This window comes from Paenibacillus sp. tmac-D7, from assembly GCF_006519665.1.
Taxonomy (GTDB): domain Bacteria; phylum Bacillota; class Bacilli; order Paenibacillales; family NBRC-103111; genus Paenibacillus_G; species Paenibacillus_G validus.
This window is the reverse complement of sequence record NZ_VIDW01000056.1, coordinates 1-26782: the sequence shown is the minus strand read 5'-3', so window position 1 is coordinate 26782 and position 26782 is coordinate 1. Positions and strand designations below refer to the sequence as shown.

Below are 26782 nucleotides of genomic sequence, written 5' to 3'. Positions count from 1 at the left end.
CGTTGGAGAGTCGTTCATTTCTATAAGTGTGATGGGTTTAAGAAATTCTATGATTTTGGCAACTAGGAAAAAGCGCCTACCCAACAGGACTTCTGTAAGGTACTATGTAACTAGCAAGAAATGTTTGATTCTACATACAGGAGAGTCCACGATGAAAAGAGAAGCAATCATTACGACAACAATGCTCTTATGCGGTGTATTCACTATCGGTACTATAACAGGGGTATCGGCGGAAACGAATTTGAAGGAGATTGCCGCATATATTAATCAATCCATCAACATTAAGCTTAATGGAAATCAATTCATTCCTACGGATAGGGAAGGAAATAAGCTAAGTCCAATAATTTACAATGGTGATTCATATCTCCCCGTTCGTTCATTGAGCCAAGCATTAGGGGTTGCGGTAAAATATGATGACACAACAAGTACCATCATGCTAGGTGAGCCGGAAGGAAAAGGGGAGAAGCTTGTAAACTTTAGAGCAGGTGGTAGTTCGACTGCTGTAACATCAAGAGATGCAGATATTCTTTCAATTCATGGAGAGACGATAAATGAGGGCTTTTATTCGTTAAAGCCACATGACATTTTACCAAGTACATTAAATTTCAGATTAAATGCGAAGTATCAAAAGCTTTCCTTTAGGGTTGGCGTGGTTGGAAGTCCGGCAACTATTGTTGTGTCAGATCAGAAAAGCAAGGTTGAATTAAAGAAATTTACAGTGAGTGAATCAGATCAGATGAAACAAGTAGAAATAGGGTCTATCGGTGATGTGGATTACTTAGATATAAACATTTACGGAAGTATGGATAGTAAAAGAACCACCCCCACCACCGAAAAAGTTGTCATTACTGATGCTTTCGTCAAATAGTGCATACATATGAGCATATCTTTCGGAACAAAGAAGCGAACAATCTCTGATTTTTGAAGAGTTGTTCGCTTCTTCTTATAGGGAGAGGGAATTTGATGGAGGGAGTTAAAGGCTCTCTGTACGTACGAATCGTTGAAGAACTGGCGTGATGGTTATCGTATCGTGAAATATGCAATATGAGTTTTGGGGCGGTAGTGTACCTAGCCGAGACGGTTCAATTGATCGTCTTCTCACTGTAAACTATGCCCCGCCGCATAATTCCTTAATGTCCCGCTCCCGCTGTATTGGAAGCTCCTTATTTTCATTGCGAAAAGTACACATTTTGACATAGCCAAAATACCTTCAAGAAACAATTTCAAAAAGTGGTAAAGGAACATATGAAATATTTCAAAACTGTGATACACTTATTGATATAATATTCATTGTTTGAGGTGCTAACATGAAAATTGGTTATGTTCGTGTTTCAACAAAAGAGCAGAATACTGAACGGCAAATAAAGAAAATGAATGAAATAGGGATTGAAGAGAGATACATATTCGTTGATAAACAATCAGGGAAGGACTTTAACCGTCCTCAGTACCAAGCTATGAGGCTCGTTATTAGGGAAGGGGACTTGCTCTATCTGGATTCTCTTGATCGTCTAGGACGCGATTATGACGGTATTATAGCCGAATGGAAATACATCACGCGGGAAGTTAATGCAGACATTGTTGTGCTAGAGAATGAGTCACTGTTTGATAGCCGTAAATTCAAGACGATGGGTGATCTTGGAAAACTGCTCGAAGATCAATTTTTGAGCATGTTGTCGTATGTTGCTGAACAAGAACGCAAGAAAACAAAGCAACGTCAGTCAGAAGGGATTGAAGTCGCTCTAAAGAAAGGTGTTAAATTCGGACGACCTAAGAGGGAAATCACCAATGAGTTCATAGCAGTTTATGATGAATGGAAATCTGGGTCAATTACAGCGGTTCAAGCAATGCGGAAGGTTGGAATGAAGCCTAACACCTTTTATCGTAGGGCGAGTGAATATGAGGAGAGGTCGATTTAATCTGTGTTTGCTACTTGGAGTAAGATTCGTCAAAAATGGCAATGCAGTGGATTGTGGATGCTAATTTAGTGGAAGACATGGTACAATCTTACTACATGTAATTCCTGCTAACGATCTATTATCAATAAACGTAATGGGAATCTATATGTTTATATACACCCTTCATTAGTTGACAAATGGGGATGGTGAACTGGACGTTATCATTTGTCTAAGATCATAGGAAAGAGGTTAAGAAATGGTTGTTTTTCAGCAAAATTCAATACTCGATAAAATGAAAAAATATATAGAGTCTGGAAATATTCATTTTTTGATTGGTTCCGGTGCATCAATAAAAGCCATCAGCACTTTAGGAAATCTCGAAAACGACTTAACTATGTATATTAGGGATTATCAAAACAGTAAGCAAGAGGAAATCAAACATCGTATTACCGAACTAATAAATAACTTCTTAGAAGGCGTAAAGGAACCAAATCAGAACTTAATCGCCAACTTGCAGAATGGTGATGATGTGCTGAAAGCAAATGTGGCAGCTACGCTTGATGAATACATGGACTTTCTAAAGACCATATACCAACTTTTGTTGATTAGAGGTTCAGATCGCTTGCCTAAAAAGATTAATGTATTTACAACCAATTATGATTTATTTTTTGAGTTTGCGCTTGAAAAGTCGAAAATTCCATACAATGATGGGGGAATTGGGGTTTTTCATAGATATTTTGGTGTGAAAAACTTCCAAAAGAGGACGTACAAGTTAAGCGACTCTTACTCATATCAGTACGAAGAACCAGTAATAAATATCGTCAAATTGCATGGGTCTGTCAACTGGTTTTTTGAAAACGATACCGACTCTATTCGCATATTAAATAAGTTATCGCTACCAGATATATCGACTGAGTATCTTGACGAGCATGCATACTTCAAACAAGACCTGAATCTGCCTATTATTTTACCTACAAAGCAAAAGTTTGTAAGAACTTTAATGGAACATACATACTATGATATATCTAGATTTTACTCTAATGAGTTAGAGAGAGAACAAAGTGTACTGTTTGTCTTTGGATTCTCATTTGAAGATGAACATTTTCGGTCGATTACACAAAGGGCGCTTGGTAACCCTTCACTTACAATGCTCATATTTCCATATAGCTTCGGAGATGAACAAAAACTTCTTCGATATTTTTACTCCTTCACGAATGTAAAGGTTGTAAGAATTGAGAGAGATGCTATCGAACAAAGCGAAGAGAATGACTGCACTAGCAGAGAACCCCGATCAAGTTACAATATTATGTTTGCAGGCAATGGAATGGAGGAAGGGAAGAGAATTAATATTGATTTCGAGATTTTTACAAATCTATTTGAATATATCCTGAACCTTGTTTCGGAAAGTAAGGTGTCCTTGTGAATACAGAACATGCAACTGTCGAGGATATGTTACAAACAAAAGCCTTCTCGAAGATAGGAGTAGTTGTTGAAGTCGAGGGTAAGAGAATACTCATTAAAGTTGATAATCAAAAGAATTTATCAAACCTTTTCTTCAAAGGAGAGATATTCAGGAATGTCGGTACTAGTAGTTACATCAAGGTAAAGAAAGATTTTTTGTATATTGTAGGAAAAGTCAACAAAGAGTTTATTAAGGAGAATATAAAGAGTAGATTGGAAAGCCATCCCGTTATCTATGATAGGTTTGTCGAACTTTCAATCATAGGGTATTTTGAAAACGGTAAATTTGTGAGGGGGATGAAAGAAATACCGTTCCTCTATAATGAAGCTTTTCTAATGTCTGAAAATGAAGTAAAAAAAGTATTCCAACTAACTAGTAGGCAGAGTATTGAAATTGGAAAATCGCTATTTGAAGAGGTAAGGGTAGAAGCCGGAGTAACCCAACTATTTGCCAGTCATATTGGTATTTTCGGAAATACTGGTAGTGGGAAATCAAATACCTTGGCTCGTTTATATCATAATCTTTTGAGCAGTGACGGTATTAATTTGGGGAAAAGTAAAATTATAATCTTAGATTTTAACGGTGAGTATTCAAACGAGAATACAATAACAATAGATAAATATAACATTATATTATCTACACGAACACAAAGGGATAAGTTAAAGATTAAAAAGGATTGGCTGGATGATGAATTTTGGGGGATTATGCTACAAGCTACCGAAAGAACACAAAAGCCATACATAAAACGTGCATTAATTTATCAAGAAAGTCTCCTCAAAGGAAGCCAAGAGGACACACTTAACAACATTGTTGACATATTAACAGAACAACTAAAAGTAATACTCAATAACGGTGGTGTTTCTAATAAAGAAATTGATGCTTTTAACCTATTAAAGTTATGTATTAAGGATTTTTTTGATATTCAAAATGAAATTGAGTATAGGGAGATATTTCGATACTACACAGCACATAACAATGATCTTTCAAGGCAGTTCTATGCACAAAATGATAGTGGGTATTCACCTTGGAATACACGAATTTACTTCGGCTCTAACAACCAAGCTAACTGTGAAAGGGAACTACAACTATTCAAAAATAAGTTGGTTGAACTAAAGGACGGATTCCAAGGAGCAATAACTGAATTGAAACTTTTCGAACTTGCACTTGGACTGAGGTTAGCAAAAGATGTTATTAGTAACATTGCCCAATTTGATCATGTATCCCCTGTCCTACATAGGTTTCAAAAGAGAAAGCGTGAATTAGAAAAAATTTTTGATGTTGGAACAAGCGACTTTTTTGAAGCAAATCCAGCAAAAACCTTAATCAGTATCTCGTTAAAAGATGTTAATACCGAAATGAAAAAATTAATACCACTATTAATTACTAAGAAAGTTTACGACGATCACAAAGACAAACATAATGAGGATGGCATAGATAAGACGTTGCACATTGTCATTGATGAAGCCCACAACATATTGTCAGAGGAATCCTTCAGAGAGAGTGAAAGTTGGAAAGATTACAGATTAGAGGTCTTTGAAGAAATTATTAAAGAGGGGAGGAAGTTTGGAGTATTTCTTACATTATCAAGTCAAAGACCTTCGGATATCTCGAACACGATCATCTCCCAGCTTCATAACGTTTTTATTCACAGGTTAATTAATAATAACGATTTACAGACAATTAGTAGAACAATTTCTTTTTTAGATAAGGTTTCATTTGATTCATTGTCAATTTTACCCCCAGGCGCTTGTGTTTTTACAGGCACAGCAACCGAGACGCCAATAGCAGTACAAATACCTTTACTAAAAAAGGAACTACAGCCAACAAGTGAAACGATTAATCTAGAGGGGCTATGGTTCAATTCTGAGACCTAAGGGTGTTCTGCACCAAAATCTATAAAGTCATTTGTTGAATTTATCGCTTTCACCAGATACAATTGATATACAAAAATAACGCGATAAATGAATAGTAATTCACTCTATTGAAGAACATACTCTTACACTGTCGGCATCCGCGCCGTAACGTCGATCGACGGCATGACGGCCGACTGGGCGCGTATTCCGTGGGATGTGCTGGAGAAAATTTCGGTCCGTATCGTCAACGAAGTTGACAACGTCAACCGGATCGTGTATGACATCACCTCCAAACCGCCTGCCACGATTGAGTGGGAATAAACGAAAGAAGGCTCGTTCTCGCGACATACGAGAGCGGGCTTTTTGTTAGGTCGAATGCCGAACGATAGCGTTGAGAAAAATGTCGAATGTTCGGTAATTTTGGTTGACAGCAGTGACATCACTTTTTATAATGAATACAGGAATTGAAGAGAATAACCGTTTCGTATAATCCCGGGAATCGGCCCGGGAGTTTCTACGAGGTCACCGTAAATGATCTGGCTACGAACAAGAAAGCACGTGTTTCGCGGAATCCCGCGGAGCCTTTTTTCTTGTGAGCCCGGACCGTCAGGTACCCGGGCTTTTCGTCGTTGTTTTCGAAAACACTCTTTCCGAGGGGGATTTTGGAAAAAATGGATCGTTTGTTTAAGCTAAAAGAGAACGGCACTACAGTTCGTACCGAAGTGATGGCCGGGCTAACCACGTTCATGACGATGGCGTATATTTTGGCCGTCAATCCGAACATTCTTAGCGCATTCGGCTCCGGCGCGACGGGAATGGACTGGACGGCAGTGTTTTTGGCAACCGCGATTGCCGCAGGCGTCATTACGATCTGTATGGGGCTCTTCGTGAATTTTCCGGTCGCCTTGGCGCCGGGGATGGGGTTGAACGCCTATTTTGCGACGGTGATCCTGGCTTCGGGCGGCACGTTTACGTACCAGATGGGCTTGACGGCCGTTTTTATTTCGGGCTTGATTTTCATCGTATTGACGGTGACGAAGGTGCGGCAGATGCTGATCGTCGCAGTGCCGGACAGCTTGAAGCACGCGATTACGGTCGGAATCGGGCTGTTTATCGCGATTATCGGATTGAAGAACAGCGGGCTGCTGACCGTTGCGGTCGAAACGCTGAACGATGTGCCGAAAGGCAAATATACCGATCTGCTCTCCTTTGAGACGGTCTTCCATATCGGCAGCATGCATAACGTCAACGTGCTGCTCTGCATCATCGGACTTGCATTGATCTCGATTTTGATAGTGCTGCAGGTGCGCGGCGCGATTTTGTTCGGCATCCTGCTGACGACGGTAGTGGGCATGTTCATGCATAATCCGGACGGTACGCCGGTTGTCAATTTGGCCACGCTCGGCAGCGAGAAGACGACCTGGGTGCCGGACCTTAGCAAGCTGGCCTTTGCTGAGTTCGATTTTGCAGGGATTATGAATGCAGGGATTATTTCCGTCATCTTGACGTTCACATTTGTGGAGCTGTTCGATACATTCGGAACACTCGTCGGTACGGCGAACCGTGCCGGATTCATGAAAGACAAAGTCGAAGGCCAGAAACGCGTCGGCAAAGCGATGATGGTGGATGCGATCGGCGTCAGCGGCGGGGCCTTGGTCGGTACGAGCACCGTGACGGCTTTCGTCGAAAGTGCTGCGGGGGTCGCCGAAGGCGGACGCACCGGCTTGACGGCGGTGACGACGGGCGTCTGCTTCTTGCTCGCCTTGTTCCTTGCCCCGATTGCCGCGCTTATTCCGGGTTCCGCGACAGCGGCGGCGCTTATTATTGTCGGCGTGCTGATGATGCAATCGGTTCGCGAGATCGACTTTCAAGATTTGGTTTACGGCATTCCGGCGTTCTTCACTGTCGCGTTCATGCCCTTCACGTACAACATCGCCAACGGGATTTCGTTCGGGATCGTCAGTTATGTCTTGCTGGCCACCGTCGCGAAACTGAGCGGCAAAGGCCAATATAAAGTCCATTGGCTGATGTGGGTGCTGGCGGTGCTGATCGTGCTGCGTTATATGTTTATCACGGAGTAGCAGACTCCAGCCTGCCATTTGCGTAAAGGCTTCGGTGTCCGGCATGAACCGGGCATCGGGGCTTTTTTAATAATTAGCTCTGTTAAAGGTTCATGTTGTAACACACCTGTTCGTTGAACAAGGAGCATGATCAAATTTCTGCTAAGTTAAGCGGTCTAACAAATAAATGGTATAAGGAGTTACTAAAAAGACAGCTGTATAGAGACCTGGGGTATATGTTTTTAGTAACCATGTTTGCAAGATGTGGGCTACATTGTGTATGAGTACAAATATCAAGAAGGAAAGATATAAAATCGAACTCCATAAACTTTCCAAGTTTTGGATTTTAATGAAAGTAATTATAGACATCGTTAAGAATATAAAAACATCTCTCTTCGCAAAGGAATAAGAATTAACGTTCCAAAATTGCCAAATCTTTTTGCTTATCCGGTTGCTGTTACCCGTTATTCTGCTTTCCGTTCTTTTCGCCCATTTTTCAACAGCTATAATTTCCTCAAAATCATGAAGCATAAATATTACTACGAATAACCATATAGCATTATATAGCTCAAGCTGAAACATGATATTTTTCTCCTCTGCTTATAGTTGGGATATAAATTTGCGGGGATTTCCATTAAACTTCGATAGTGCATCCGCTTTATCCTTTGTTAAACCTATTAATGATTCTTGGCACTAAAGATTTCTACCGACCAGGAGCTGATCCCATCATGACAACGAAAAAAGTGCTTGCCCTGACCATGCTAGCGTTACTGCTGTTTTCATCTGCTTCCTATGCCCACCCGGGCCGAACCGACTCGAACGGGGGGCATACATGCCGGACAAATTGTGAGAAGTGGGGCCTTGAATACGGCGAGTACCATTATCATAACGGAGGGGGGAGCAGCAGCTCGTCAGACACGGATTCGACGCTTACGCCTGCACCGAATTCGGCGCCTCCGGCTCCGAAAGAAAAGATTCCGGACGGATCGGTAACCGTACAATTGCCTCTGTTCGACCTTTACGTAAACGGACAGCAAGTAGTCAACGACGCCACGGAATACCCTGTTATCTTATACAACGATATCACCTATTTTCCGATGACCTGGAACTACACGCAAGCTTTGGCTCTGGAAACAAAGTGGGATGCGGAAGTCGGGTTTGTCGTTCGGAAAACGGATAACGAAGCCGGGGCTTTGGATTTGGATTGGGGTACGCCTTCCTCCAAGCTGTACGCGAAACTGCCCGCCTTTAACGTTTACGTAAACGATGCGTGGATCGATAACGCTAAGGAACCGTATCCGATTCTTGTTCTGAACGACATTACGTATTTTCCGATGACATGGAAGTTTGCCGTGGAGGAGTTAGGGTTGACGATGAAGTTCGAGAACGACGCTTTCTATATCTCGAAATAATCGGGCGCTGTTTTTTCCCGAATGACGCATTGACATTCCATCCGGCGCATACTATAATGACTAACAAATCAAAACGCAATGATCGGGAACAGTAACCGCCATACCTATTCAGAGAGCTGCGGGTCGGTGCAACGCAGTTGGGGAACACGGTGAAACTCGCCCGGGAGCGGCAAAGCCAAGAGCCAGCATGCAAGCGCGCATGACTAAGAAGGCGGTAAGCTTTGACGGTTCGCCACCGTGATCCGGCTTTGAGCGGACTTCGCCTGCGCCTAGGGCAGAGGAGTCAACAAGAGTGGTACCGCGACGGGAACAGCCTGTCGTCTCTTTGATAGAGACGGCGGGCTTTTTTATTTTCCCAGCCGGGAGTCTCTACATGAAATAGTCAGAAACGCGAAGAACGGGAACAGTAAAGCGAACCGATCGGACAGAGAGCTGCGGGGTGGTGCGACGCAGTCGGCGGAAGCTTGAAGCTCGCCCGGGAGCGGCGGAATTGATGGGAATGGAACCGTACCCGGATGGGGCGGCCGGAGCCCGTAGATTTCGACGGAGACGTCTCCGTGATCAACATTCGAGGTGGAAGCAGCCTCATGCCGGTAGTGCACGACCGCATGGACGCAGCTTCAAGAAGAGTGGTACCGCGGCAAGCTTACAGCCTGTCGTCTCTTGATAGACAAGAGACGATGGGCTTTTTCATTTGGAGGAACACACAATCTTAAGGAGGATGAACGATCATGGAACACAACTATACAGCTCACGGTCAAGATATTCAAGGTACGGAGAAAGAAGGCATCAGGCGCATCACGATTTTCGATACGACGCTGCGGGACGGGGAGCAGGCGCCGGGCGCGACGCTCGCGCCGGAGCAAAAAATCGTCATTGCCCGACAGCTGGCCAAACTGGGCGTAGACGTCATTGAGCCGGGCTTCCCGATCTCGAGCCCGGGCGACTTCGCCGCGGTGCAGCAAATTTCCCGCGAGCTGCAGGGTGTGGAAATATGCGGCTTCGCCAGGGCGGTGAAGGCGGATATCGACGCCGCCGTCCAGGCGACGCAGGATGCGCAGCGCCGGAGGCTGCATATGTTCTTGTCTTCGTCGAACATCCACCTGGACTTCCAGCTGCGTAAAACGCGGGAGCAAGTCGTCGCCCTTGCCCGGGAGATGGTGGCGTACGGCAGGCAATTTGTCGGAGAACTGGAATTTTCGCCGATGGATGCGACGCGGACGGGCGACGAGTTTCTGTTCGAGGTGATCGAGGCGGTGATCGAGGAAGGCGCCACGATTATCAACATTCCTGACACGGTCGGTTATGCGCTGCCGGAGGAGTACGGCGCGATGTTCACACGCGTGATGAAGAGCGTGCGCGGCGCCGACCGCGTCAGGTTCAGCGCCCATTGTCACAACGATTTGGGGTTGGCGGTCGCGAACAGCCTGGCGGCGATCAAGGCCGGCGTCAGCCAAGTCGAGGTCACGGTGAACGGCGTTGGCGAGCGGGCGGGCAATTGTTCGCTCGAGGAACTGGTGATGGCGCTGGATACGAGGAAAAGCGCGATGGGCGCCGAAACCGGCGTGCGGCCGGAGCATATTTTCGCTACGTCGCAAATGGTCAGCCGTGCGATGAGCTTCCCGATCGCCTTCAATAAACCGATCGTCGGCCGCAACGCCTTCCAGCACGAAGCGGGCATTCATCAGGACGGCTTGCTGAAGAACCGCAGCACTTACGAGATCATGGATCCCGAGTCGCTGGGCATTCCGCGCAGCATGATTATTTTGGGCAAGCATTCAGGCCGCCACGCGATCAAGCACCGGGTCAGCGAATTGGGCGTCGAGCTGGATGCGGAGCAAATGGAAAGCTTCTACAACGCCTTCAAGGAGTTGGCCGACCGGCAGAAGGTGGTCCACGATCATCAGCTCCTGGAGCTGGTCGGAGCTGCGGTTAACCGCATGCTGGAGCCGTTCACGCTCGTCTCGACCCAACTGGTAACCGGCAACGCCGGACACCGGGTCGCTTCCTGCACGATCCGCAATGAGGAGACGGGAAGCGAGAAGGTGTACACCGGTACAGGCGAAGGACCGGTAGAGGCTGTCGTCGCCGGGATCAAGCAGGCGCTGCCGTTTGAAGCCGAATTCGCCGATTTGGAGCTGTACTCGCTATCGTCCGGCGAAGAGGCCAGCGGCGAAGCGATCGTGACGGTGCGGGCGAACGGTCAAACGTATCGCGGGGTTTCGGCGCAGCGCGATATTTTGATGGCTGCGGCACATGCGTTTATGGCGGCCTGCAACCAAGCGGCGCGCGACGAACGGCAGCGGAAAATTCCGGCGCAAGGGAACGGAGCTGCGGAAGAGGTCGAAATTACGATTCCGTAAATTTGCACCAAAAGTAAATATTTCCGCCGCTGCTGGATCGTGGATAGAAAAACGGGTGATAGAGACTGTGGACAAAAGTTATCCACAGTCTCTGTGCATATTGTGGGTAAGTTTAGGAAATCGCGTCATGACGGGAAATGTACATTTTCGGTTTTCCACGGGTGCCGTGCATAACTTTCGCACATCATTTCTGTGGATAATGTGCATAAGTCTGTGGATGAAATAAAAAAGGCCGATTTTTCTAGAGAAAGTGACATTTTTTTCTGGGGATATCCTTGTGGATATTTCCGTCATTTTTCTTCGTTATGCACACGCTGGATAAGGTGAATTTTTTGGAGAAAAGTTCCAGAGGCCGCGGTTGATTCCGGGTTCGCTTTGAGTCCGTTTTTTCGCAATATGGAGCCGATCCTGCACTGTGGATATGTACCTTTGCCCCCTTTCCGAAAAAGTCGAAACGTATCGGTTGTGTCGTTCTTCCGTTCTTTATGGCGTTCGGCATGTTGTTATCGACAGGGAACGCGGAAAAACCGACATCGAATCGCAGCGATCAAGGCGTTCCGACATCCAGGAATGCCTCATCGCTGCTCTTCTGTATGCGCTGTCTCTTATCGAGGGGCAGTTTCTGGCGAAGAGGGCGAAACGCCTTAATGGAAGACATCGTGCCCGATCAGCCAGTCCAGCCGCTGCAACTGCAAGCCGGGCGGCATGGCGCGGAGTATCCGGTTGCGTATGGCGATCGCCGCCGGATGCTGCAGCTGGACGAGCCGTCCCATCCGCCGCGAATCGCGTACAACACGGGTCGTGCGCGGGAGTCTGCTGCGTTCGTAAGCGGTTAGCGCTTGAGGCACATCGGGGTCCGCCTCCGCCAAGGCGCGTGCGAGCACCAGTGCATCCTCCATCGCCTGAGCGCCGCCCTGCCCGAGATTGGGCATCATCGGATGAGCGGCATCGCCAAGCAGCGTGACGCGTCCTTCGCTCCAGCGCGGGAGCGGAGTCCGGTCGAAGACGTCGTGCGAGAGGACGGCTGTTTCGTCCGTCGCTTCGATCAGCGCTTCGACCGGAGACGCCCAGCCGCGCAAATGCGAGAGCACCGCCGGCTTTCGCCGGCCGGGCGGGACGGTGAAGCCTTCGGGTGCGTTCACGGCGGCGAACCAGAAGATGTCCCCGCGGCCGATCGGCGTGGCGCCGAACCGCACGCCGGGACCCCATGCTTCGAAGCCTTCGCCGACGTTGCCCGCGATGCGCGCTTCCGGAAACCGGCAAATGCCGCGGAAGGCGGTGAACCCGGCGTAGCGCAGCGGGGTATGGCCGAACAATGCCCGGCGCACGGTGGAATGCAAGCCGTCGGCCCCGATCAGCAGGGCACCGGTCGCGGTTTCCCCATTCTCAAAATGCGCCGTCACGTTCCACTCCGTTTGCTCGAATCGCACCAATCGCCGTCCATAAATGATCGTATCGACGGGCAGCAGCGCGATCAGCACGGCATGGAGGTCGGCCCGATGGATCATCCAGCTCTCCGAGCCGAACCGTCTGGCTTGCTCCTCGACCGGGAGACGGGTGATCCGCTTGCCGTCCCAAGTGCGGATCAAGCCCTGCCGAACTGGCGAGCCTTGAGCGCGGACGGCATCCCCGGCCCCAAGCCGGTCCAGCGCCTTCATGGCGTTGGCGGCCAGAACGATGCCGGCGCCTGCGCCGGTGCGGGAGTCTGCTTTTTCGCATACGCAGCATTCCCAGCCTTGCATGTGCAGCGCCCGGGCAGCGGCCAATCCGCCGATACCGCCGCCGATGATCAACGCCTTCTTATTACGGTGTTTATCCGCTTCATCGAACAAGTTGCGTCCCTCCTCTAACGATTGGCAAATGAGATGAATGGCAAAGGTTCCAGCCTGTAGGGTTGTCCCGCCGGTTCGACCCGATTCCGCCCCGATGTGAAGAAAGGCGCCCTCCCAGGCGCCCTTCCTTACATGATTACACGCAATGACACTTATGATTACGACTCCGCCAGCTGCTCCCACTGTTCATAACAGGTTGCCAGCTCGCTGCGCTTGGATTCCATGGCTGTATTCTTTTGCTGCACGAGCACGTAATCGTTGTACACCTCGGGCAGGGCCAGCTCGCTTTCCAGCTCGGAAATTTCATTCTCCAGCCGGGCGATTTGCTCCTCGAGCTGCTCGAGCTTGCGCTGACGGCTGCGTTCCTCGCGTTTGGCCTGCTTATTCGCCTCATAGCCGTTCGCCGGGGCCGCCTGTGCGCTGGCGGACGAACCCGCGGCGCTTTCCGCGCCTTTGCTTGTTCCGCCGCGCTTTGCCGCCTCCTGCGCCAGCCGCTCCTGCTCGATTTCGGCGAGCTCCTGCTTTTTCTCGACATAATCGTCATAGTTGCCCAGGTAGACGGTGACCCCGTCAGGGGCGAGCTCGAGCATGCTTTCGGCCATTTTGTTGAGGAAATACCGGTCATGCGAAATGAAAAGCAGCGTCCCTTCGTAATCGATCAACGCCGATTCCAATACTTCCTTCGAATACAAGTCCAGATGGTTGGTCGGCTCGTCGAGAATGAGCACGTTCGCTTTCAGAAGCATCAGCTTGGCTAGCGCAACCCGGGCCTTCTCGCCGCCGCTGAGCGATCCGACTTTCTTGAAGACGTCCTCGCCGCTGAACAGAAAATTGCCGAGCACCGTGCGAATCCGCGCTTCCTCTAAATGAGGGAACGCGTTCCATACCTCCTCGAGCACGGTATGGTTCGGATTGAGGCCAGTTTGTTCCTGATCATAATACCCGATCTTAACGTTAGTTCCCCACTGATAGGTGCCCCGGTCGGGTTGATGCTGGCCGATGAGCGTTTTGAGCAGCGTCGTTTTGCCGATCCCGTTCGGACCGATCAATGCCGCCGTGTCGCCTCGCCGCAGCTGAAACGTGACATTGCGCACCAGCGGATTTCGCCCGTCATAAGACACGCTTAGACCGCGGACGTCGAGCACTTCGCGGCCTGTCTGCGCTTCGATCTCAAAGGCGAAGCTGGCTCGCTTGAGATCTCCGAGCGGCTTGTCCAGCCGTTCGATTTTCTCAAGCGCCTTGCGGCGGCTTTGGGCCCGTTTCGTTGTGGACGCGCGCACAATATTCCGCTGTACGAATTCTTCCATCTTGGCGATTTCATCCTGCTGCTTTTCATATTGTTTCAATTGAATCTCGTAGTCCGCTTCTTTCAGCTCGATGTACCGCGAGTAATTGCCGGTGTACCGTTTGGACGAGTTGCGCTCGATTTCATAGATGGCATCGACCAGCGCGTCCAGGAAGTAACGGTCGTGAGACACGACCAGAATTGCCCCGGGGTAGGAGCGGAGGTATTGCTCCAGCCACGTCAGCGTCGGAATGTCCAGATGGTTGGTCGGTTCGTCGAGCAGCAGCAGATCCGGCGCTTCGAGCAGCATCTTGGCCAGCGCCAGCCGCGTCTTCTGACCGCCGCTTAACGCCTGAACGGGGGTGTCGGCATTCATGCTGCCGAAGCCCATACCGTTCAGCACGCCCCGCACCTTCGCTTCGATCTCATAGCCGCCCTTGGCGCGGAACGCGTCGGACAGCTCGGCGTAACGCCGCATCGTGTCCTCCGTTTTTTTCTCGTCGGCGAGCACGTCGGGTTCGGACATGCGCGCTTCCAGGCGGCGAATCTCTTCCTCCATCTCCAGCATGCCCGCAAACACGCTCATCAGCTCGTTCCAGATGGAACGATCCGAGGCGAGACCGGTGTTTTGCCGCAAGTAGCCGATTTTCGTTTCCTTCGCTTTAAAAATGTTGCCCTCATCATACGACAGCTCGCCGGCAATGATCTGCAGCAGCGTCGATTTCCCCGCCCCGTTCACCCCGACAAGGCCGATGCGTTCGCGGGCTTCGATCTGCAGCGTTATATTGGAAAGCACGGTCGTAACGCCGTAGCTTTTGGTAATCCCCGATACTTGCAAAAGCATAATTCTGAAGCCTCCCAGCTTGTATATGCGTTCATTTACGTTTCTTTTTCGCGGTTTTACGACTATAAGTGTAGCATATTCGCTCCGTTTTTTCGATTTCCTTCCGTTTACCCGGCGGCTTGTCCGATTCCTGGGGAGTCCCTTCTACGGCTGCAGTCGAAGAACAGGGAGCGGCCTGCTTTTTTTTATTGCTTATTTATTGTAAACTGGTGAAAATGGATGTTTCTTAACAAAACGGAACTTGTTCCTTCTGGAGCAAGTGTTGAATTGCCTGTTGAAAAGAGGCCGGTCATGAACATTAAAGAGAGAAAAATCAAGCTTCGGCGGGAGGCCGAGGCGGTGCGGGCCGCCATCGGGGAGGACGAGCGTCAGGCCAAATCCGAGGCGATCAGCCGCAAGCTGATGGCCCGTCTGGAAGAGCTTCTGCAGCCGGATCCGTCTGTCCGCCGCAAGCCGACCCTGCTGACGTATATGCCGGTCAAGACAGAGGTCGACGTAACGCCCGTGTTGGAAGCGTGCTGGAAACGGCCTTGGCGGGTAGTTGTCCCGAAGATCGTGACTGCGCATAAGCAGCTTAAACTATATGAAATTAAATCCTACGCCGATTTGGAGCGGGGCACTTGGGGAATTCGCGAGCCGGTGGCTAAGGCGCCGCAGCTGTTCGATATTCGGCAAATCGACGTCGTGATTGTGCCTGGACTCGCCTTTGACTTAAACATGGGGCGGCTCGGGTATGGCGGCGGCTTCTATGACCGTTTCATACAGCAGTATGTGCGCACCGGTCTGCCGAAGCCGTACATTGTGGCGCCGGCCTTCGAAGAGCAAATCATCGACGAGGTGCCGATGGGACTGTTCGATTTTCGCATTAACGAGCTGGTGACCGAGTCGCGGCGTTATGTGGAGGGAGGGGCGATTGTCCTTGACTAAACGGGAAGAAGATCAAGAGACGGCGAAAGACGCTGCGCTATCGCCGCTGACGCATTTCAACGAGCAAGGACGTGCGCGCATGGTCGATGTATCGGACAAGTCCGAAACGACCCGCACAGCGACCGCGCGGACGACGGTGACGATGCGTCCCGAGACGCTGCAGCTGATCCTGCAAGGACGGATCGGCAAAGGCGATGTAATGGGCGTCGCCCAGGTGGCGGCGATCATGGCGGCTAAGAAAACGTCGGACTGGATTCCGATGTGTCATCCGCTATTTTTAACCGGGGTCAATGTCGAGTTCGACAACAACGGGGAAACCGAGCTTTATATTGAAGCGACCGTTCGTACGAAGGGGCAGACCGGGGTGGAAATGGAGGCGCTCACCGCCGTGTCCGCCGCCGCGCTTACGGTGTACGACATGTGCAAAGCCGCCGAGAAATCGATGCAGATCGGTCCGACCCTGCTGGTCAGCAAAACGGGCGGAAAAAGCGGCGATTACCTACATACATCATCTTAATGTCAAAGTCGGGATTTGAAACGAATCAGGGGGAGGAGCAGGCTTATGCGCTGGAAAGTGGCGATCTTGACGGCAAGCGACCGCGGTTCACGCGGAGAACGGGAAGACACTAGTGCGCAGGTCATTCGGGAATTAATCGAAGAGGAGATGAACGGCGAAATCATCGAGTATCGGATCGTGCCGGATGAGAAGGATGAAATTATGGCCGCCTTGATCGAGATGACCGATTACTTTAAAGCCGATCTGATTCTAACGACGGGCGGAACCGGTTTGGCACTCCGGGATGTGACGCCGGAAGCGACGCTGGAAGTGATTGACCGGCAGGTGCCGGGACTCGCGGAAGCGATGCGGCTGTATTCCATGCAGAAGACGCGTCGGGCCATGCTGTCCCGGGCCGTCTGCGGCATCCGCGGGAAGTCGCTCATCGTGAATTTACCGGGCGCCCCGAAGGGCGTGTCCGAGAACTTATCCGCCGTGATGGACCAGCTGCCTCATGCGCTTTCGATTTTAACAGGACGCGAGGGGGATCATGGCTATGAAGCCTGATTCGATGATGGAAGAAGTCGAGGTTGAGAAAGCGGTCGGGCTGGTGCTTGCCCATGATCTTACGCAGATCATTCCTGGTCAATTCAAGGGGCGGTTGTTCAAGAAGGGCCATGTTATCCGCGAAGAGGACATTCCGGCGCTGCTCAGCATTGGCAAAGAGCATATTTATACGTTGAAGCTGCAAGCCGGGTATTTGCACGAGGACGAAGCGGCCCTTCGGCTGGCGCAAGCGGCCCAAGGGCCTAACGTGGAATTGACGGAGCCGCACGAAGGGAAAATTACGTTAAAGTCGACGATCCACGGGCTGGTCAAAATCGATCAGGCGCGCATCGACGCGGTGAATGACATCGATCAGGTGATCATGTCGACGATTCGCACGAACGCCGTCGTCAAGCCGGGGCAAGCGCTGATGGGCACGCGGGTCATTCCGCTCGTGATCGAAGAAGCGAAGGTGGAGCAGGCGGAGCGGGCGGCCGCTTCGGCCGCGTTCCCGCTTGTCGAGGTGAAGCCTTTCCGGCCGCTGCGCGTGGGCCTGATTACGACGGGGAGCGAAGTGTTCAAAGGCCGTATTCAAGATAAATTCGGACCGGTCGTACGGGAGAAGCTAGCGGCGCTCGGTTCGGAGGTTATCGAGCAGCGCTTGGCGCCGGATGAGAGTGAGACGATCGCGCGTGAGATTCTGCGGTTTCTGCGTGAGGATCGCGCCGACTTGATCCTGCTGACCGGCGGCATGTCCGTCGATCCCGACGACCGCACGCCGGGTGCGATCAAGCAGGCGGGAACCGATATTGTCAGCTACGGGACGCCGATGCTGCCCGGCTCCATGCTGCTCGTCGGTTATTTGGAGGGGGTGCCGGTGATGGGGCTCCCCGGCTGCGTCATGCACGATCCGCATACGTCGTTCGATGTGCTGCTGCCGCGGATTTGCGCCGGTGAAACGATTACGCGCCGGGACATTACCGAGCTCGGTTACGGCGGTTTGCACCATTGCTGACACAGGCGTGTCTGGCGCCATAGGGCTTTGAAATTTGGAGGAAAGGTCGAGAGGCCATGTTTGGGAATATCGGATTTTCTGAGTTTTTGCTGATCGCCGTCATCGCACTTATTGTATTCGGACCGGCGAAACTGCCGGAGATCGGCCGCTCGCTCGGCCGTGCGATTCGCGAATTTAAGCAAGGGGCGCAAAATCTGTTGAACGACGAGCCGGAGCAGGCGCAGCGTAAAGACGTGACGCCGTCGCAGCATGAGGCTGCCCCTGAACCGCCGCAGCCCGTCGAAAAGCCCGCGGCATCGGCATCCGAATCTGCGCCGAGCGGCGACGCCACCCCGCCGCGCATTGCCGCCGATTCCCGCAGCAATCCGCGCCGGTTGCCGGATTGAGCGGTGCGTAAACGTTAAAGGCAGGTGTAACGATGAGTCAAGAAGAGGGCATGAGTCTGGTCGAGCATTTAACCGAGCTTCGCAAGCGGATTATATGGGTCGTCGTCGTGCTGATCGTCGGGATGGCGATCGGGCTGTTCACGGCGAAGCCGTTAATTACATATTTAAAAACGATCCCCCCTGCGAACACGATTAATTGGAACGTGTTTTCCCCGTGGGATTCCATTAAGATGTATATGAATTTTGCATTGGCCACAGGGCTTTTGATTACCCTTCCGTTTACGCTGCTGCAAATTTGGGGATTTCTGAAGCCCGGTTTGCGGGAAGTGGAGCGCAAAGCGTCGCTCATTTTCGTGCCGTTTGCCTTTCTCATGTTTCTGATCGGATTGGCTTTCGGGTATTTCGTCGTATTTCGCATGGCCTTCCTGTTCACGACCTCGATCGCGCAAAGCTTGCAGCTAAGCGAAACTTATGGGATCGCGCAATATTTCTCCTTCATGTTTAATATCCTGATTCCGATCGCCCTCGTGTTCGAGCTGCCGATTGTCGTGATGTTCTTGACCAAGATTCGTCTGCTGAACCCGAAGCTGCTGAAAAAAGTGCGCCGCTTCGCCTACTTGATCCTCGTTGTCGTCGCTACGATGATCACGCCGCCGGATGCTTTGTCCGCCATTGTCGTCGCCTTGCCGATGATTATACTGTACGAGTTCAGCGTGTATTTATCGTCGCTGATTTATCGCAAGCAGCAGCTCCAAGATCAAGCGTGGGAAGCGGAGAGCGCGCTTAAGCCTGTCGAATGACAGGCTTTTTTGTTGTTTGCTGTCGGTATATTTTAAAAGACCCCAGGAGACAATGATGAAGGTGCAAAAATGTTGTAAAACTACTTGCAAAATGAGTGCGAAGTGAGTATCATAAGAATTGTTGTTAGCACTAATGAGGTTCGAGTGCTAATAAAAAACTCAGTATCATATTTCAAAGGAGGCTATTTTCTCATGATCAAACCGTTGGGTGATCGCGTAGTTATCGAAGCCATCGCTAAGGAGGAAACGACAGCAAGCGGTATCGTACTGCCGGACACGGCGAAAGAAAAGCCGCAAGAGGGTAAAGTCGTAGCAGTCGGCAGCGGTGCACTCAAAGACGGCGTTCGCGTTCCGCTTGAGCTGCAAGAAGGCGATCGCGTGATTTTCTCCAAATACGCAGGTACAGAAATTAAATTTGAAGGCCGCGAGCTGCTCATCATGCGTGAGAGCGACGTCCTTGCCATCTTGTAGGACAAGTTCGAAAGCGCCTCGTCATATACTTAAGTTTGGCTCCACTACTTAGGAAAATATCCGAATCGTTAACCATAAACATTTTCCAATCGGGAGGGTATACTCATGGCTAAAGAAATTAAATTTAGTGAAGAAGCACGTCGTTCGATGCTTCGCGGGGTTGACGCTTTGGCGAACGCCGTAAAAGTTACATTGGGACCGAAAGGACGCAACGTCGTTCTTGAGAAAAAATTCGGCAGCCCGCTGATCACCAATGACGGCGTGACGATCGCCAAAGAAATCGAACTCGAAGACGCGTTCGAGAACATGGGCGCACAGCTCGTTAAAGAAGTTGCTACGAAAACGAACGACGTTGCCGGCGACGGTACGACAACCGCTACGGTTCTTGCACAAGCGATGATCCGCGAAGGGTTGAAAAACGTAACGGCAGGCGCTAACCCGATGGTTATCCGCAAAGGGATCGAAAAAGCGGTTAAAGCGGCTGTCAGCGAGCTTGCCAGCATCGCAAAACCGATCGAAGGCAAACAATCCATCGCTCAAGTTGCTGCGATCTCCGCTGCTGACGATGAAGTCGGCCAATTGATCGCCGAAGCTATGGAAAAAGTGGGCAAAGACGGCGTTATCACCGTAGAAGAGTCCAAAGGCTTCGCAACCGAGCTGGAAGTCGTTGAAGGTATGCAATTCGACCGCGGCTACATCTCTCCTTACATGATTACGGATACGGATAAAATGGAAGCCGTTCTGGAAAATCCATATATCTTGATCACCGATAAAAAAATCACGAACATTCAAGAGATCCTGCCTGTGCTTGAGAAAGTCGTTCAATCCGGCAAGCAGCTCTTGATCATCGCAGAAGACGTAGAAGGCGAAGCTTTGGCAACGCTGGTTGTGAACCGTCTTCGCGGTACGTTCACTTGCGTAGCGGTTAAAGCTCCTGGCTTCGGCGATCGCCGCAAAGCGATGCTGGGCGATATCGCAGCTTTGACTGGCGGTCAAGTGATTACCGAAGAGCTCGGCCTGGAATTGAAATCGACGACTCCGGACCAACTCGGTTCCGCTCGCCAAATCCGCGTGACGAAAGAAAACACGATCATCGTGGACGGCGCCGGCGACAAGAAGGATATCGGCACTCGCGTATCGCAAATTCGCGCACAACTGGAAGAAACAACTTCCGAGTTCGATAAAGAAAAACTGCAAGAGCGTTTGGCTAAATTGGCCGGCGGCGTAGCGGTTGTTAAAGTCGGCGCAGCTACCGAAACTGAGCTGAAAGAGCGCAAGCTTCGCATCGAAGACGCTCTGAACGCAACTCGCGCTGCCGTTGAAGAAGGTATCGTTGCAGGCGGCGGTACAGCGCTTGTGAACGTCTACGCAGCTGTATCGGCTGTGAAGGCTGACGGCGACGAGCAAACGGGCGTGAACATCGTTCTGCGCGCTCTGGAAGAGCCTGTTCGCACAATCGCAGCTAACGCGGGTCAAGAAGGCTCCGTTATCGTTGAGCGCCTGAAGAAAGAATCCGTAGGCATCGGCTACAACGCCGCTACCGGCGAATGGGTCAACATGATCGAAGCCGGTATCGTCGACCCTGCGAAAGTAACGCGCTCCGCGTTGCAAAACGCTGCGTCCGTCGCTTCGATGTTCTTGACAACCGAAGCTGTGATCGCAGACAAACCGGAAAAAGACAAACCTGCTATGCCTGATATGGGCGGCATGGGTGGTATGGGCGGCATGGGCGGATTCTAATCCGACCTGCCTGCTTTCGAGAAGCAGCATCCTTTATGGGGTGCTGCTTCTTTGCGTTGTGGGACTGGGGGCGGCGGCGGAAAACTGCGGCGCCTGCATCTAAATCGACGTAAATATTGTGATATAATTAGACTTATTTTGCAGCGATGGTTGGAACGGGAGGACAAGGATGCAGGAGCGAACGTGGAACGAGTGGGTGAAGCTTGCCTATCGTTATTTCAGTTACCCTATACTGCAGCAGGGCTGGAAGCTTTATAGCAAGGGCTTGATCTTTGATTGTTATGACGAGGGCGGTATGGTTGGCGGTACTGTAGGGAGCCGAGCTTACGGTAATGGCGGCAGCGGCGATGCGAAGCTGGTGAAGGACGGTTTTCAGACAAGCACCTGCACGTGCCAGAGGGGAGCCTCTTGTGAGCATCTGGCGGCCCTCGCCTTCTTGTTTTTGGAAGAGGATCTGGCATTCGATGCCTATAAGCTTTTGATGCCGGGAGGCAGCGGATGGGGGGCCAATTCTGTGGTTACGCCGGCCTTCGACGAGCGGCGGCAAGTTGCTGCGTCGGAAGCGGCTCTTGCCGTCGCCCAGAGTGCGGCTGGGAAGGCGCCCTTGAAGGCTGCCGCGCCCAGCCCCAATTCTAACACGGAGGATTGGTATCGTTATTTCGAGAGTACCTTTCCTGTCGAACATTATTCGAATCTTCGAGCCATTCAAGGGATGTACGATCATGTGACGGGTAAGCTGATGAGACTTGCCGGGGCGGACTGGAAGCCGACACTTCGCTTGCTATACGAGCTTCAGGTGCTTTTGTTCGTGATGCAGCTTGCGGATCAGGTTGTCGCTAATCGCAATCGGTACCTCGGTTATTACGATAGCTATGCGGCAGCGGAAAGCGGACAGGAGATCGCCGAAAGGTGCTGCGACAGATTAGTCGAACTATTGGGCGAGATCGATACGGACGAGGCCAACCGACTGTACGAGGATCGGCTTCAGAGCATGGCCGATTATTTGGCTGCGCACGCTTTTCCGGCGTTTTCCGGCCCGATCCCCTGGTCCTATGTGTACACGTCCACCTGGTGGGGTCTGCTCTGGAGGCAGGATCGGGTTGACCGGGAGAAGACGCGTCTGAACCGGGCGCTGCGAAGCGATTCGCTAGCACCGAAACAAGCGGATCAATACATTCTGGCGTCGCTCGGATTTGATGTGCATGACAGGCAGGATGAGGCGGCGATGCGGAAAGCGGAGCAATTGAACCATAAATCTCCTATGCTGTTTTATCCTTACCTGCATGGCTTCGCAGCGGAACGGCAATGGGAACGGATGATGATCTGGTTGGAGTGGATGGTTCCATTCGTCCCCATGATTCGATATGGAGCGGAGGAATCGTATTTCTCTCTCTGGGCTACGGTTCTTCCGCACGTGGACGCGGAAGATCGATGGAAACGCGCCGTCATGGCCTTAATCCCGCGCAGTATGCCGTATTATTCGGCCTACTTGCTGCAGCACGAACGGTTTCAAGAGTGGGTCGACATCCAAATGGCCCTCGGGATTACGCCGCTCGATCTGCGCGTCAGCGATTATAAGCCGGTGGAGACAAACCGCAAGGATTTGCTGCTCCCCTGGTTTCATCACGGCATAGAACGCTTCATTGCCGAGAAAAACCGGGATTCTTACAAGAAGGCGGTGCGTTTGATGAAAAGGCTGGAATCGCTGTACCGTCGCTTGAAGAAGCAGGATCAATGGGAACGTTACTTGTCTCATGTCAGCGTCAAGTATTCGCGACTCCGGGCCTTTCAGCAGGAGCTGGGAAAGAGGGGGATGCGTAATGTTGGATCTTGATGCCGTCATGGTGGAGGGGGAACAGCTGGAGAGCGGCGAATGGCTGTTGTGGGAAGAGTCGGAGCTGTCTTTGTCCGGTTCGCAGCTACGGATGAGGCTGTTTGCGTGGCACCCCCGCAGCCTCTATGGAACGCTGCTCCGGGAAGGAACCGGCTTCCGCGGGGAGTCGTTGGTCCTGTCGCCTTATGATGCGCTGGATTACTTCGCGGCTCCCGGAAATTCGCTCCATCTGCCTGTTGAGTGGTCGGATAAGCTCAAGCTGGCGCAGCAGGCGGCAAGCTTGCTGCGTGAGGCGTTGGTCCATGGCTGGTACGCGCCGGAAGCGAGCGCGTGGCACGAGGGCAAGCGGGAGTGGAAGCCGCTGCTGCCTGATAAGCAGCAGGAGCTGTATGCAAAGCTGCACGAGGAGCTGCTGGCGGAGGGAATTGACGCATCGCGCTGGTTCACGCAGGCCGTGGAGGAGCTGCTCGTCAGCGAGCCCGCTGTTCGCGAGGCCTGGGACAAGCTTTGTGAGGAACAGCCGTTATTGACGGCTGCGCCGTTCGCCGAGGAGAAGGTTCCATCTGCTCTTGCGCTCGATGAAGAGGAATGGTTGACCGCCGTTAGCTGGAAGAAGGACGAGATTCCTTTTCGCATCTGCCTTCAATTGGTCGAGCCGAACATGGATTCGGAAGGGGACGATGCCGGAAACTCGGAGGACTCCTTCTGGACGCTGCGTATGCTGCTTCAGGACAAGCATGACCCGAATATGATGGTGGAAGGGGAGTTGGACGGGAAAACTGTCCGTGCGCTTGCTGAAGGTTTTGCAGGCCGCATTCCCTTCGCTTGGGAGAAGCATGTTGAACGTAAGCTGGGGGCTTTGTTCGAACGGGCGGAAAGTCTCGTACCCGAGCTGTTTGAGCAGCGTTCGCCCGGCGAGGACAGGCTGCCAGGACGGCTGACGGATGAGGCGGCGTGGCGTTTTCTGAATGAGGATAGCTTGAAGCTGCTGCAGGCAGGCTTTTCCGTCTTTCTGCCTGTTTGGTGGGAGGAGCTGCGGCGCTCACAGCCTCGGTTGAAGGCTCAGTTGAAGTCGTCGGTCGGTTCCAGAAGCGAATCGTTCTTCGGCGCCGACCAGCTGATGAAATTCGATTGGAAGGTCGCCGTCGGGGAGCTAGATTTCTCCGAGGAGGAATTCGCCCGCCTGACGGCGGAGAAGAAGCGTCTTCTCTATATCCGCGGCCGCTGGATTCAATTAGACCCGGCCTTCGTTGCGGCGGTGCGTCAGGCGATGAAGCGAGTCGGCAAGCAAGGCCTGTCGTTCCGGGAGGTGCTGGAGCTGCATTTGCTCGGAGCGGGTCGCGGGGACAATGGTACGGTCGATGCGGAGCAGCAGGAGGCTGAAACGAAGGAGCTTCGCATCGAGGTGGAGCTTAACAGCCATATGGCAGAGCTGATCGGACGCTTGCAGCATATGAGCCGCATCCCGATCGTAGAGCCGCCGGTTACGCTCCAGGCGGGCCTGCGCAATTACCAGAAGGCAGGCGTGTCGTGGCTGCTGTTCCTGCGCCAGTTCGGCTTGGGCGCATGTCTTGCCGACGATATGGGTCTCGGCAAAACGATCCAGTTTATTGCGTACTTGCTCCACGCCCGGAACGGGACGGTGAGCTTGGCCGGGGCGAGGTCGCATGACCGTGCCGCTGCGAAGCAGGCCCCTGCGCTTCTCATCTGCCCGACCTCGGTGCTCGGCAACTGGCAGAAGGAGCTGGAACGGTTTGCCACTACGCTGCGCGTCTATTTGCATTACGGTCCGCAGCGGGCTAAGGGCGAAGCTTTCATCGAGGCTGTGAGCGGCTTTGATCTCGTTCTCACCTCGTACAATTTGGCTCAGCTGGACGAAGCTGAATGCTCTTCCGTCGTCTGGGACGTCATCGGCCTGGACGAGGCGCAGAACATCAAGAACGTGCATACGAAGCAGTCGGCCGCCATCCGCCGCTTCGACGCGCTCCACCGGATTGCCCTGACGGGAACGCCGATTGAGAACCGGTTGACTGAGCTGTGGTCGATTTTTGATTTTATAAATCCGGGGTATTTGGGCAGCTTGAGCGCGTTTACTCACAAGTACGTGAATCCGATTGAAAAAGGCGGCGATCCCGAACTGGTGGAGCAGGTGCAAAAGCTGATTCGACCGTTCCTGCTGCGACGCGTGAAGAAGGACCCGGCGATCCAGCTCGACCTGCCGGATAAAACCGAGACGAAGGCGTACGTTTCCTTGACGCTGGAGCAGGCCAGCCTTTACGAGAACGTCGTCCAAGACTTGATGAATCGCATTGATTCCTTAACCGGTATGGAGAAAAAAGGGCTCATTCTGGCCACACTCACGAAGCTGAAGCAAATTTGCAACCATCCCGCGCTGTTCCTGAAGGAGCCTGAGCCGGGACCCGCAACCTGGGAGGACCGGTCCGGTAAGGTGGAGCGCCTTCTGGAGCTCGTTCATGAGCTTCGGGATGAAGGCGACAGCTGCCTGATTTTCACCCAGTTCGTGGGGATGGGCCATATGCTGAAGGCGATCCTGGAGCGGGAGCTGGGCGGGACCGTTTACTTCCTGCACGGAGGCGTTCCGAAGAAGCAGCGCGATGCGATGATTGCGCGGTTTCAGGGAGAGGCGGCCGCATCGGCCGGGAAGCCGATAGGCGCTGGAGTGGAAGCTGCAGAGGCAGGGAAGCGACCGGGAGCTGGTGCCGAAACAGGGGGAGGCATCTTTATCCTCTCGCTGAAGGCGGGAGGAACGGGACTCAATCTGACGGCGGCCAACCACGTCTTCCACTTCGACCGTTGGTGGAATCCTGCTGTAGAGAACCAGGCCACCGACCGCGCCTTCCGTATTGGACAAACCCAAAACGTGCAGGTGCACAAGTTCATCACCCTCGGCACGTTAGAGGAACGCATCGATGAGATGATCGAGCGCAAGCTCGGCCTTAGTCAGCAAATCGTCGGAGCCGGCGAAAATTGGGTCACAGAGATGACCACAGATGAACTGCGGGACATGTTCGCCCTGCGCCGCGAATGGATTGGCAAGTAGCGGGGGAAAAAGACAGCGAATGATGAATAGCATGAGAGAAATAGCTTGCGGAAACGGCTTATCGCCCGTGGAATGACAGATTAGCGGCAATGGGCTGCGTACACGATAGGAGGCTCAATACCAACAATGTCCAAACGTAAACGCGAACGGATGAAGGAAAAGGAACGCCGGCATCAACGCAAGGGTGCACCCCAGCTAACCGTCATCGAAGGAGCACAAGCTGGCACTGCCGCCGCTGTGACGGCGGGAAGCGGCGGAGTCCCCGCTCCTGAGGCGAGTAGCCCGCAGGAGCGGCCAACCGCACCCGCCAGCCCCGCTTCGGCGCAGCAGGCGGACGCAAGCGCGGTCCCAAGGCGCCGCGGACGTCAGCCGAAGACGCAGGTCGACACGGCGTCAGCCGGTGCGACCGCAAGCAGCAGCGGTGACGCAGCAGCGCCTCCGGCCGCGGCCGGCGTTCCGGCGCCGTCACGCTTGGCAATAACGAGGGGTTGACGTATACG

The 26782-nt window shown here is 52.0% G+C and carries 21 protein-coding genes, 1 pseudogene, 1 riboswitch and 2 other annotated features; of the genes and pseudogenes, 18 read left to right on the top strand and 4 right to left on the bottom strand.

What is annotated here, in order from left to right:
- The first annotated feature begins 151 nt into the window (after positions 1–151).
- The 6 genes and pseudogenes from FKP33_RS23865 (at position 152) to FKP33_RS23840 (ending at position 7291) form a co-directional block, all read left to right on the top strand.
- The gene (locus tag FKP33_RS23865; RefSeq protein ID WP_181410260.1) at positions 152–868 is read left to right on the top strand and encodes a stalk domain-containing protein; all 717 of its coding nucleotides are present in this window, start codon (positions 152–154) and stop codon (positions 866–868) included.
- Positions 869–1307: 439 nt separating this feature from the next.
- Entirely contained in the window at positions 1308–1916 is a 609-nt protein-coding gene (locus tag FKP33_RS23860; RefSeq protein WP_141336540.1) for a recombinase family protein, read from the top strand.
- Positions 1917–2151: 235 nt separating this feature from the next.
- Positions 2152–3318, top strand: coding sequence for an SIR2 family protein (locus FKP33_RS23855; RefSeq protein WP_141336539.1), 1167 nt, complete (start codon positions 2152–2154; stop codon positions 3316–3318).
- Complete coding sequence (locus FKP33_RS23850) at positions 3315–5231, top strand: ATP-binding protein (protein WP_141336538.1); 1917 nt, start codon at positions 3315–3317, stop codon at positions 5229–5231. The genes FKP33_RS23855 and FKP33_RS23850 overlap by 4 nt, the downstream gene beginning before the upstream one ends.
- A gap of 111 nt (positions 5232–5342) precedes the next feature.
- A pseudogene (locus tag FKP33_RS23845) lies at positions 5343–5531 on the top strand (GMP synthase (glutamine-hydrolyzing)); the annotation flags it as partial.
- A gap of 141 nt (positions 5532–5672) precedes the next feature.
- Positions 5673–5773: riboswitch (purine riboswitch) on the top strand.
- 108 nt (positions 5774–5881) lie between these two features.
- On the top strand, positions 5882–7291 hold the full coding sequence (locus FKP33_RS23840; protein ID WP_054800505.1) for an NCS2 family permease: 1410 nt from the start codon (positions 5882–5884) through the stop codon (positions 7289–7291).
- Between the two features lie 141 nt (positions 7292–7432).
- On the opposite strand, the gene FKP33_RS23835 is transcribed toward FKP33_RS23840, so the two are convergent.
- Complete coding sequence (locus FKP33_RS23835) at positions 7433–7852, bottom strand: HXXEE domain-containing protein (protein WP_127610667.1); 420 nt, start codon at positions 7850–7852, stop codon at positions 7433–7435.
- Between the two features lie 146 nt (positions 7853–7998).
- Between FKP33_RS23835 and FKP33_RS23830 the strand changes: the two genes are divergently transcribed.
- Together FKP33_RS23830 and FKP33_RS23825 are read left to right on the top strand one after the other, a co-directional pair.
- Positions 7999–8682 carry a YHYH domain-containing protein gene (locus FKP33_RS23830; RefSeq protein WP_141336537.1) on the top strand — a complete coding sequence of 228 codons (684 nt, stop codon included), beginning with the start codon at positions 7999–8001 and terminating at the stop codon, positions 8680–8682.
- A 69-nt stretch (positions 8683–8751) separates the two neighbouring features.
- Positions 8752–9010 (top strand) — a binding site (T-box leader).
- A 56-nt stretch (positions 9011–9066) separates the two neighbouring features.
- Positions 9067–9349, top strand: a binding site (T-box leader).
- A gap of 64 nt (positions 9350–9413) precedes the next feature.
- Entirely contained in the window at positions 9414–11045 is a 1632-nt protein-coding gene (locus tag FKP33_RS23825; RefSeq protein ID WP_155615700.1) for a 2-isopropylmalate synthase, read from the top strand.
- 644 nt (positions 11046–11689) lie between these two features.
- Here FKP33_RS23825 and FKP33_RS23820 read toward each other — a convergent pair.
- Positions 11690–13060, bottom strand: coding sequence for an FAD-dependent monooxygenase (locus FKP33_RS23820; protein ID WP_306439395.1), 1371 nt, complete (start codon positions 13058–13060; stop codon positions 11690–11692).
- A complete protein-coding gene (locus tag FKP33_RS23815; RefSeq protein ID WP_141336536.1) occupies positions 13036–15006 on the bottom strand; it encodes an ABC-F family ATP-binding cassette domain-containing protein in 1971 nt (656 codons plus the stop codon). The genes FKP33_RS23820 and FKP33_RS23815 overlap by 25 nt, the downstream gene beginning before the upstream one ends.
- A 291-nt stretch (positions 15007–15297) precedes the next feature.
- Between FKP33_RS23815 and FKP33_RS23810 the strand changes: the two genes are divergently transcribed.
- The 10 genes from FKP33_RS23810 (at position 15298) to FKP33_RS23765 (ending at position 26282) form a co-directional block, all read left to right on the top strand.
- Positions 15298–15933: a 5-formyltetrahydrofolate cyclo-ligase gene (locus FKP33_RS23810; protein ID WP_054798369.1), complete on the top strand. Its 636-nt coding sequence runs from the start codon at positions 15298–15300 to the stop codon at positions 15931–15933.
- The gene (moaC, locus tag FKP33_RS23805) at positions 15926–16450 is read left to right on the top strand and encodes a cyclic pyranopterin monophosphate synthase MoaC (protein ID WP_258313541.1); all 525 of its coding nucleotides are present in this window, start codon (positions 15926–15928) and stop codon (positions 16448–16450) included. The genes FKP33_RS23810 and moaC overlap by 8 nt, the downstream gene beginning before the upstream one ends.
- Positions 16451–16495: 45 nt before the next feature.
- Complete coding sequence (locus tag FKP33_RS23800) at positions 16496–16996, top strand: MogA/MoaB family molybdenum cofactor biosynthesis protein (RefSeq protein WP_054800357.1); 501 nt, start codon at positions 16496–16498, stop codon at positions 16994–16996.
- Positions 16986–17990, top strand: a complete 1005-nt coding sequence (locus FKP33_RS23795) for a molybdopterin-binding protein (protein ID WP_054800358.1) — start codon at positions 16986–16988, stop codon at positions 17988–17990. The genes FKP33_RS23800 and FKP33_RS23795 overlap by 11 nt, the downstream gene beginning before the upstream one ends.
- Before the next feature lie 56 nt (positions 17991–18046).
- Positions 18047–18376 carry a twin-arginine translocase TatA/TatE family subunit gene (locus FKP33_RS23790; protein ID WP_141336535.1) on the top strand — a complete coding sequence of 110 codons (330 nt, stop codon included), beginning with the start codon at positions 18047–18049 and terminating at the stop codon, positions 18374–18376.
- 32 nt (positions 18377–18408) lie between these two features.
- Positions 18409–19176, top strand: a complete 768-nt coding sequence (gene tatC / locus FKP33_RS23785) for a twin-arginine translocase subunit TatC (RefSeq protein ID WP_127610446.1) — start codon at positions 18409–18411, stop codon at positions 19174–19176.
- 192 nt (positions 19177–19368) lie between these two features.
- A complete protein-coding gene (gene groES, locus FKP33_RS23780; protein WP_127610444.1) occupies positions 19369–19647 on the top strand; it encodes a co-chaperone GroES in 279 nt (92 codons plus the stop codon).
- Positions 19648–19752: 105 nt separating this feature from the next.
- Complete coding sequence (groL, locus tag FKP33_RS23775) at positions 19753–21387, top strand: chaperonin GroEL (RefSeq protein WP_127610442.1); 1635 nt, start codon at positions 19753–19755, stop codon at positions 21385–21387.
- A 169-nt stretch (positions 21388–21556) separates the two neighbouring features.
- Entirely contained in the window at positions 21557–23221 is a 1665-nt protein-coding gene (locus tag FKP33_RS23770; RefSeq protein WP_141336534.1) for a hypothetical protein, read from the top strand.
- Positions 23208–26282, top strand: a complete 3075-nt coding sequence (locus tag FKP33_RS23765; RefSeq protein WP_141336533.1) for a DEAD/DEAH box helicase — start codon at positions 23208–23210, stop codon at positions 26280–26282. The genes FKP33_RS23770 and FKP33_RS23765 overlap by 14 nt, the downstream gene beginning before the upstream one ends.
- Positions 26283–26484: 202 nt before the next feature.
- On the opposite strand, the gene FKP33_RS27510 is transcribed toward FKP33_RS23765, so the two are convergent.
- Positions 26485–26782 (bottom strand): hypothetical protein (locus FKP33_RS27510; RefSeq protein ID WP_219996686.1); only part of this gene is annotated, 298 nt, incomplete at its 5' end.

Bases quoted from the DNA above. Each gene is read 5' to 3' on its own strand.
- FKP33_RS23825 (WP_155615700.1), top strand. From the start codon at position 9,414: ATGGAACACAACTATACAGCTCACGGTCAAGATATTCAAGGTACGGAG.
- FKP33_RS23800 (WP_054800357.1), top strand. From the start codon at position 16,496: ATGCGCTGGAAAGTGGCGATCTTGACGGCAAGCGACCGCGGTTCACGC.
- tatC (WP_127610446.1), top strand. From the start codon at position 18,409: ATGAGTCAAGAAGAGGGCATGAGTCTGGTCGAGCATTTAACCGAGCTT.
- FKP33_RS23830 (WP_141336537.1), top strand. From the start codon at position 7,999: ATGACAACGAAAAAAGTGCTTGCCCTGACCATGCTAGCGTTACTGCTG.
- FKP33_RS23795 (WP_054800358.1), top strand. From the start codon at position 16,986: ATGAAGCCTGATTCGATGATGGAAGAAGTCGAGGTTGAGAAAGCGGTC.
- FKP33_RS23790 (WP_141336535.1), top strand. From the start codon at position 18,047: ATGTTTGGGAATATCGGATTTTCTGAGTTTTTGCTGATCGCCGTCATC.
- groL (WP_127610442.1), top strand. From the start codon at position 19,753: ATGGCTAAAGAAATTAAATTTAGTGAAGAAGCACGTCGTTCGATGCTT.
- FKP33_RS23835 (WP_127610667.1), bottom strand. From the start codon at position 7,852: ATGTTTCAGCTTGAGCTATATAATGCTATATGGTTATTCGTAGTAATA.
- FKP33_RS23860 (WP_141336540.1), top strand. From the start codon at position 1,308: ATGAAAATTGGTTATGTTCGTGTTTCAACAAAAGAGCAGAATACTGAA.
- FKP33_RS23810 (WP_054798369.1), top strand. From the start codon at position 15,298: ATGAACATTAAAGAGAGAAAAATCAAGCTTCGGCGGGAGGCCGAGGCG.
- FKP33_RS23815 (WP_141336536.1), bottom strand. From the start codon at position 15,006: ATGCTTTTGCAAGTATCGGGGATTACCAAAAGCTACGGCGTTACGACC.
- FKP33_RS23765 (WP_141336533.1), top strand. From the start codon at position 23,208: ATGTTGGATCTTGATGCCGTCATGGTGGAGGGGGAACAGCTGGAGAGC.
- FKP33_RS23840 (WP_054800505.1), top strand. From the start codon at position 5,882: ATGGATCGTTTGTTTAAGCTAAAAGAGAACGGCACTACAGTTCGTACC.
- groES (WP_127610444.1), top strand. From the start codon at position 19,369: ATGATCAAACCGTTGGGTGATCGCGTAGTTATCGAAGCCATCGCTAAG.
- FKP33_RS23865 (WP_181410260.1), top strand. From the start codon at position 152: ATGAAAAGAGAAGCAATCATTACGACAACAATGCTCTTATGCGGTGTA.
- FKP33_RS23855 (WP_141336539.1), top strand. From the start codon at position 2,152: ATGGTTGTTTTTCAGCAAAATTCAATACTCGATAAAATGAAAAAATAT.
- FKP33_RS23770 (WP_141336534.1), top strand. From the start codon at position 21,557: ATGCAGGAGCGAACGTGGAACGAGTGGGTGAAGCTTGCCTATCGTTAT.